Annotated in this window: 12 protein-coding genes and 1 riboswitch; of the genes, 7 read left to right on the top strand and 5 right to left on the bottom strand. The window is 48.1% G+C overall.

Annotated elements, in window-relative coordinates:
• Positions 1–85: 85 nt before the first annotated feature.
• From L2082_RS17900 to L2082_RS17880, 5 genes are all read right to left on the bottom strand, one after another.
• On the bottom strand, positions 86–295 hold the full coding sequence (locus tag L2082_RS17900) for a hypothetical protein (protein ID WP_446012067.1): 210 nt from the start codon (positions 293–295) through the stop codon (positions 86–88).
• A 38-nt stretch (positions 296–333) separates the two neighbouring features.
• Positions 334–1,281, bottom strand: a complete 948-nt coding sequence (locus tag L2082_RS17895; protein ID WP_446012066.1) for an SLC13 family permease — start codon at positions 1,279–1,281, stop codon at positions 334–336.
• 224 nt (positions 1,282–1,505) lie between these two features.
• A complete protein-coding gene (locus L2082_RS17890; protein WP_446012065.1) occupies positions 1,506–1,667 on the bottom strand; it encodes a hypothetical protein in 162 nt (53 codons plus the stop codon).
• The gene (locus tag L2082_RS17885) at positions 1,660–2,085 is read right to left on the bottom strand and encodes a DUF948 domain-containing protein (protein ID WP_446012064.1); all 426 of its coding nucleotides are present in this window, start codon (positions 2,083–2,085) and stop codon (positions 1,660–1,662) included. The genes L2082_RS17890 and L2082_RS17885 overlap by 8 nt, the downstream gene beginning before the upstream one ends.
• A gap of 6 nt (positions 2,086–2,091) precedes the next feature.
• Positions 2,092–2,406, bottom strand: a complete 315-nt coding sequence (locus L2082_RS17880; RefSeq protein WP_446012063.1) for a YtxH domain-containing protein — start codon at positions 2,404–2,406, stop codon at positions 2,092–2,094.
• Positions 2,407–2,924: 518 nt separating this feature from the next.
• A riboswitch (cyclic di-GMP riboswitch) is annotated at positions 2,925–3,003 on the top strand.
• A gap of 525 nt (positions 3,004–3,528) precedes the next feature.
• On the opposite strand from L2082_RS17880, the gene L2082_RS17875 reads away from it, so the two are divergent.
• The 7 genes from L2082_RS17875 to L2082_RS17845 all read left to right on the top strand — a co-directional run bounded on the left by L2082_RS17875 (position 3,529) and on the right by L2082_RS17845 (position 5,932).
• The gene (locus tag L2082_RS17875) at positions 3,529–3,873 is read left to right on the top strand and encodes a hypothetical protein (RefSeq protein ID WP_446012062.1); all 345 of its coding nucleotides are present in this window, start codon (positions 3,529–3,531) and stop codon (positions 3,871–3,873) included.
• 60 nt (positions 3,874–3,933) lie between these two features.
• Positions 3,934–4,218 (top strand): HigA family addiction module antitoxin, encoded by a 285-nt coding sequence (locus L2082_RS17870; protein ID WP_339138191.1) that lies wholly within the window; start codon positions 3,934–3,936, stop codon positions 4,216–4,218.
• Positions 4,219–4,415: 197 nt separating this feature from the next.
• Complete coding sequence (locus L2082_RS17865) at positions 4,416–4,604, top strand: hypothetical protein (RefSeq protein WP_446012061.1); 189 nt, start codon at positions 4,416–4,418, stop codon at positions 4,602–4,604.
• Positions 4,605–4,846: 242 nt separating this feature from the next.
• Positions 4,847–4,984, top strand: a complete 138-nt coding sequence (locus L2082_RS17860; protein WP_446012060.1) for a hypothetical protein — start codon at positions 4,847–4,849, stop codon at positions 4,982–4,984.
• A 240-nt stretch (positions 4,985–5,224) separates the two neighbouring features.
• Positions 5,225–5,494, top strand: coding sequence for a hypothetical protein (locus L2082_RS17855; protein ID WP_446012059.1), 270 nt, complete (start codon positions 5,225–5,227; stop codon positions 5,492–5,494).
• The gene (locus tag L2082_RS17850; RefSeq protein ID WP_446012058.1) at positions 5,472–5,714 is read left to right on the top strand and encodes a hypothetical protein; all 243 of its coding nucleotides are present in this window, start codon (positions 5,472–5,474) and stop codon (positions 5,712–5,714) included. Before L2082_RS17855 ends, L2082_RS17850 begins: the two co-directional genes overlap by 23 nt.
• Positions 5,711–5,932: a DUF2283 domain-containing protein gene (locus tag L2082_RS17845; protein ID WP_446012057.1), complete on the top strand. Its 222-nt coding sequence runs from the start codon at positions 5,711–5,713 to the stop codon at positions 5,930–5,932. Before L2082_RS17850 ends, L2082_RS17845 begins: the two co-directional genes overlap by 4 nt.
• Positions 5,933–6,292: the final 360 nt, after the last annotated feature.

The following is a 6,292-nucleotide window of genomic DNA, read 5'->3' as shown; positions in this document are numbered from 1 at the left end:
TTGTTCAGATTATGCGTAAAATAAGGAGAGAAAAGGACTTAAGGGAGTTAATAGAAGAGCATTTTCATCCAGGTGTTCCAGCTATTTAAGTGGTACCAGAGGGATATGTCAGATAGGAAATTATCAGATAAACAAAAGAATACAGCTCGCTTTCGCCCACGGTCTGATCAATGGCCCGATAACGGTCATCGTAATTCATCCGCATGGCATGATGACCTTTCGGCGTGATAATTTCGCTGATCTGATCGTGTTCGTTATACCTGTATTCGGTTCGGTTGCCCCGTCCGTCGGTCATTGCCGTGAGCAGGTCGTCGTCATATGCATAGGACAGGACTATGCGCCTTCAGGCAGTCGGGCTTCGGTGATATGCCCGTTTCCATCATGCTGAAAGGTTATGGAGCGGTTGCCGTCACTGATTTTGCTCAACAGTTCACCGGAGTAGGTGTATGTAATCGTATTGCCGTTCTTATCCTTTATCTCCAGCAGGTTGCCGTCAGAACCGAATTTCCAGCTTTCCTGACTGTGCTTTCTTGTCAGGAGAAAATCTCCGCCGTCCTCGGTCAGCACATCAAAATTATCCGGGGTATCCGCTTTATAGCCGGAACCGTCCTTGATAAAATTCTGGGTATGGCCGTCCGGGAAAAGAATCTGCACCTCTTCATAGATCGGGGCATAGTCCAGCTTTAAAAGAAAGCTGTTGAGATTGGAAGACCAACCCTTGCCAAAGTACTGCGGGGGACCTTCCACCTTTTCCCCGTCTCTACCGTCTTCTGTGAACTCATAGATTGAGGCGGCATCGGTCTGGGTCGCTGCCGAGTTATAGGAACGATTTATAAAAAGGTCGGCATCACCGATACCGGCTACAGCGGCATCAGTCAGGCGCTTCACCTTGGTGCCGGCGAATTTGAGCAGGTAAAACAAAAGCCTGTTTGCCAACCCCACCTCGTTTAAGACTACCCCGAACATGATGATCATGAGAACGAACATGGTAGCCGGGCTGGCAAAGGGGGTCCAGGCTGCCTGGGCGGTCTGGATTTTCAAGAAAATCAGGCCTGATGCGGCCAGAAGGGCTGTGGTTCCGATAGGAACTGCCTCGCTGACCCAGAGAAAAACAACGGCTGCCAGAAGTCCCAGAAACCGCTGGCCTTCTGGGGTAAGGTTTTGGGGACGGGGTAAAAAGATGATGCCAACTGCGAGAGCAAGGGCCACCACGACCTTGATTACTATTGACTGGGTACTTGCGGGTTTTTTATCTTCTGCCATAACAGCCATAACAGCCATAACAATTTTTTTTACCGAAGGTTTGGCACTATAGAATTTTATTAACCGTTACAACGTGTAACAGCATGACATTTAAAACGATAATTATTTCTACCTGTTACCCCCGAACTGAATAGTTGAGCATAATAATATATCATCTTTTATTCTACCGTAAAAAAAATAAAAAGGAACCTTCACCCCTCCACCTTTGTTTTGTAACGGCTGAAGACTTTCATCTTCTCTGCTTAACCAACTTTATCCTGAACCTTTTCCGGCGGAGTTTCTTTTTTACACTCGCCTTCTGTCTTCTGATTGCAAGATGTCTTGCCTAAAAGTTTTTTGATCCTGCTCATAACTTGATGGCAAGTTCCCTCTGCGCGATCTGTTATACTTGGATGCTCATTCATTACGATTTCTCCTGTGCTGCGATTTTTCAGAATGTGATTTTTTGCCATGCAGACTGCCGGAAACAGCTTCGACACCCCGTCGAAGGCTGCCGATGACTGCGGCTAGCTGAAACAGGGTTTCTTCAAGCCCTGGTTTGACCTCTGATTGAAACGCTTTCATCCAAGCCGCCACGTCATGAAAGGTTGCAATACTCTCCTCAATCCGTTCTGTCTGCTCCTGAACGGATCGGACAAGGTTTTTGACCCCGCCTGAAATCGAATCGACTTCATGGGTGACCGAAGCAAGCAGCTTTTCCGCTTCGCGGGCGGTCCGCCGAATCTGAACAAGGGCAAGAATCTCAAAAACAGCCCTCATCACCATGACCGCCGCAATGACCGTGACGCTGATTGCCAGCAGTATCTCCAGAGGTTCAGACACGGATGCTCAGTTTTTCTTTTCTTCGCGGTCAGCCAAAAGCTCTTTCACCTTCCGGCGTGCCTCTGAGAGATGTCGTTCAGCCTCTTTTTGCAAGGTTTTTGCCTGCTGTTCAGCGTCCTCAATGATTTCTTTCGCCTTGGCACTGACATCACCGTACATTTCCTTGGTGTCCTCCACTGCATTGCTGCCTTTTGCCCTGAGATCCGCCCGCATTCTTTTTCCAGATTTCGGGGCAAGGAAAATGCCCGCCAATGCGCCCAGCGCACCGCCCATTAAAAAAAACAGCGCAAAATGACTGGAGTGTTTTTTATATTCTGACATACTCTTCTCCTTTCCGCTTTCTGAGCGGATTTGATCAGCAAGGAATCCATTGCTGAGATTTTTTGTCGAATGCTTCCAAGGTCTTTTCCGGCAAAGGGCCGAATGAACACAAGGATACAACTGCTTTTGCAGGATAGGGGCCGGTTTGCGGAGGAAATAAAAAATCGTAGTATAAAAAGGACTTGTGCGCTGCTTGAAGTACAAAGGAAAGATGCTGCTGCGCTCTCGGCCTCAATATTTGGCTGAAAACCTTGACATGTTGAGGGGTGTTTGGAGGTGAGAGAAGCGAACGGTAGGCTGTGGTGCCCAAGCTCTGCTTTTGGGTACAGACACTGTGAAGCTCCGCTTCATACAAAAAGCAGAGCGCAAGCATCATACATTTAATCGAACGCCGACCTTGCCTGAACAAAGGGCGAACCTAAAAAAACTTGACAAGACAACCAAGAACAGTTCTAATGAAAAATTCATATTGAATAATAATGATGTATCGGTGTTTCGCTTTCCGGTCGAAACGGAAAGTTGCATAAAGCCACAGCCGTCGTGAGGCGGTGTCGGAAAGTCACGGGTCTCCAGAGAGGAGATGGCCGGGCTACCTGCTTTTATTTCTGGTCAGAGAGTATGTTGTGAAATTCTCGAAAAGAGTATCCTGCCGGGATACCGCCCTCAATCATTCTGACAAGCGTATTTCTTTCCGTTCTCTCTGTCCGTTTGTCATCCAGTTGTTTCTCTTTCTGAGCATACATTCTTTACATAATAATCCGCAGAAGAAGCCTTCTTTGTTTTTTCGATGCGGATCAATACTGTTTTTATTTTCCACGCGTCAAAATTTCATTGCAACGGCCCGCAACCTTATTGCCAGGGCTTGCAATTCAATTGCGAAGGCTTGCAAGTCAATTGCGGAGGCTCGCAAGTCAATTGCGGAGGCTCGCAACAAGCTTGCGGGGTCTTGCAATCTTCTTGCGGATACTCGCAGAAAGCCTGCAAGAGGTCGCAAGAAAAAAAGATGTCCTTGTAATTGAGTTGCAAGGGCTTGCAGGAAAGAATCCAGTGCGCGCAATGTAACATACGCCTGTGGCTTCAGAGCTGCGGCGTTTTCATACAACGAAACAGGAGGACACCATTATGTTGACGAGAAGTGTACCAAAGTTGTTGCAGGAAGCAGGAGAAGTAAAAGAGGCCCTGGAAAAGATCGGGGCCGGGCTGCCGGATGCCATCTCAGCGGCTGAGATGGAGGCCAGGATCGCGGCCCTGCAAGCAAAGGTGAGTGAGTTGGATGCGCTCAATGCTGAGCGGATGCGGTTGGTGAATGAAAAAGGAGATATCGCCGAGGATCTGAGTGATTATATTGTCCAGGTTCGGGCTGTGGTCAAGGGGCTTTTCGGGGACGATTCCTCGGAATACGAGATGGTCGGCGGGACGCGGGCCAGTGAGCGGAAGAAGCCGAAGAAGAAGGATAAGGAGGAGTGAAGCTTATGCCCGGAGAGAGTTCTCCGGGCTGTTGTTGGATTATCATTAACGAGGTTGATTATGGAAATGTACAATCCTCCGCATCCGGGAGAGATTATCCGGGAATTCTGTCTGGATGCCTTGGAGTTGAGCGTGACCGATGCGGCCAAGGCGTTGGGAGTGACACGAAAGCGGTTATCCGCTTTGCTGAACGGTCGTTCCAAGATAAGCCCGGAAATGGCCCTGCGGCTGTCCAAGGTCTTCGGGCGCACTCCCGAAGGTTGGCTGAAACTTCAGCTTCAGTTTGACTTGGGCAAGATTAGGAAGAAGGTGGATTTGAGTAGGTTGAAGCGAATGGAGCTGTAAAATTATCGGTGCGGACTCTTAGGAGTATGAGATGGTCGGCGGGACTCAGTGAGCGGAAGAAGGCGAAGAGGAAGGATGGGGAGGAGTGATGTGTTCTGGCCTGGAGAGGGATCTTCGGGCTTTTAGGGATATCCTTTATGGCACATGGAGTCTGCAATGCGTATGAAACCGATTGTACAATCAGAGGAGGTAGAACAATGCAGATCGAGAGTATAAAACAGGAAGCTGGCAGAATTTTAAACCGGTTGCCTGATAACGCCACATGGGATGATCTGATGGAACAGATCTATGTTCGGCAGACCATTGAAGCGGGCATCAGCGACAGCGATGCCGGGCGGACGGTTGATATTAAGGAAGTACGCAGAAGGTTCGGGTTGACGGAATGAAGGTTCGATGGACAGAAAATGCTGTCGGGCATCTTTGCAGTATTTACGAATATATTGCAACCAATTCTCCCGCCTACGGAAAAAGGATGGTTGACAGGATTACCCGGCGTTTTTCTAGTGCCCAAGCTCTGCTTGGGCGCAGACACTGTGAAGCTCCGCTTCATACAAGAAGCAGAGCTTCAGGAATACGTGCTCCCAAGCTGGAGCTTGGGAGCTAGGAAAAGGGGGACAAGGCCGGAGCCTTGAGTGATTACCTTGTCCATGTCCGCCTTTCTGTCAAGGCGGTCTGTGGGCCGGACTCGTCGGAGTACGATATGGTCGGCGGGACGCGGTCCAGTGAGCGGAAGAAGCCCAAGAAGAAGGATGAAGGGGAGGAGTGAAGCTTATGGCCCGGAGAGGGATCTCCGGGCTGTTGTTGGATGTCCGTTGCGGGACGAAATACATCAGCAGTACGGAGTATAATCTGTTATGATTATCAAGTTCAAGCATAAAGGACTCAGGAAATTGTTTCAATCAGGTAATACAGCCGGGATTCTTCCAGAACATGCGAACAGGCTTTGCAAGATTCTTGCCTTGCTTGCAACGGCAGAATTATACCATAATGAACAGAGGAGGTTGCTATGAAATCAATGACCATTCACGGCATAGACGGAGAGCTTGAAAAAAAGCTGACTGAAAGATCAAAACAGTCCGGCCTTAGCCGAAATCGTTTTGTAAAGTTTATTCTGCAAAAAACTCTGCTCTCAGACCGGAAAACGGCACGACGGGAAATGTTTTCCGATCTGTTCGGCAAATGGACGGAAAACGAAAAAAAAGACTTTGAAGGAAGAATCAAAGAGTTGAACAGAATAGACGCGTCGGACTGTCATGAAAACAACACTCTACTTTAACCATACGAGGCAACGGCCTGATCGTGCCGGAATACGTATGGAGTGGATACAGCGGGTGATTGATCATCCGGAAAGGACAGCAATTCAGTCTGACGGCAGAATCAGAAAATGGGCGAAGATTGCTGAAGAGAACAAATATCTGCGGGTGATTCTGCTTGAAGATGGAGAGACAGTTCATAACGCCTTTTTCGACAGGTCATTCAGAGAGGAAGAAGCATGAAAGTGAAATATTTTGCTGATACAGATACCGCGTTGATTGAATTTTCAGATCAAGAAACTGTTGAAACGCGGGAGATCAGTGAGAATGTCTATGCTGATTTTGATGAGAACGGGAACATCGTCAGCATGACCGTTGAGCACGCCAAAGCCAATGCGGGATTACAGGAGTTTTCGTATCAGGAAATGCCGCTTGGCGAGGCGGCGCAGGCAGCAGGATAGCTGCCGGATCAGGGAGTACGCGGGGTGATGATTTCCGGTCTGTTGTTTCCGGGTGGATTTCGGAGGAAGAGGCGGGGATTAGGGATGTTAAGGAAAAACTTGGGAAGGTGGAGGATTGGATTTATGAGGATAAGGAGAAGTTGCGTTTGGCAGGTTGAAGATGACAAAGAGTATTCCGAGTAACCGATCTATGTAATGAATTACCAATGAGTGAATCATGAAAACAATATTTGCAGCAATTCAGCTCGTAAAAAAACACCTAAACATTCAAGCGGGATAACTTAATTACCGAAATTTTTTTTTCCAGCTATTTTCGACTTGACGATTGTCTATTTGTTTGGTGAGATGAAAAAATCAAAC

This window comes from Candidatus Electrothrix sp. (assembly GCF_052785085.1).
Note: the sequence above shows the minus strand (reverse complement) of the source record. Positions and strands in the feature narration are given on the sequence as shown.

Bases quoted from the DNA above. Each gene is read 5' to 3' on its own strand.
- L2082_RS17900 (WP_446012067.1), bottom strand. From the start codon at position 295: ATGACCGACGGACGGGGCAACCGAACCGAATACAGGTATAACGAACAC.
- L2082_RS17895 (WP_446012066.1), bottom strand. From the start codon at position 1,281: ATGGCTGTTATGGCTGTTATGGCAGAAGATAAAAAACCCGCAAGTACC.
- L2082_RS17890 (WP_446012065.1), bottom strand. From the start codon at position 1,667: ATGAATGAGCATCCAAGTATAACAGATCGCGCAGAGGGAACTTGCCAT.
- L2082_RS17880 (WP_446012063.1), bottom strand. From the start codon at position 2,406: ATGTCAGAATATAAAAAACACTCCAGTCATTTTGCGCTGTTTTTTTTA.
- L2082_RS17875 (WP_446012062.1), top strand. From the start codon at position 3,529: ATGTTGACGAGAAGTGTACCAAAGTTGTTGCAGGAAGCAGGAGAAGTA.
- L2082_RS17870 (WP_339138191.1), top strand. From the start codon at position 3,934: ATGGAAATGTACAATCCTCCGCATCCGGGAGAGATTATCCGGGAATTC.
- L2082_RS17865 (WP_446012061.1), top strand. From the start codon at position 4,416: ATGCAGATCGAGAGTATAAAACAGGAAGCTGGCAGAATTTTAAACCGG.
- L2082_RS17855 (WP_446012059.1), top strand. From the start codon at position 5,225: ATGAAATCAATGACCATTCACGGCATAGACGGAGAGCTTGAAAAAAAG.
- L2082_RS17850 (WP_446012058.1), top strand. From the start codon at position 5,472: ATGAAAACAACACTCTACTTTAACCATACGAGGCAACGGCCTGATCGT.
- L2082_RS17845 (WP_446012057.1), top strand. From the start codon at position 5,711: ATGAAAGTGAAATATTTTGCTGATACAGATACCGCGTTGATTGAATTT.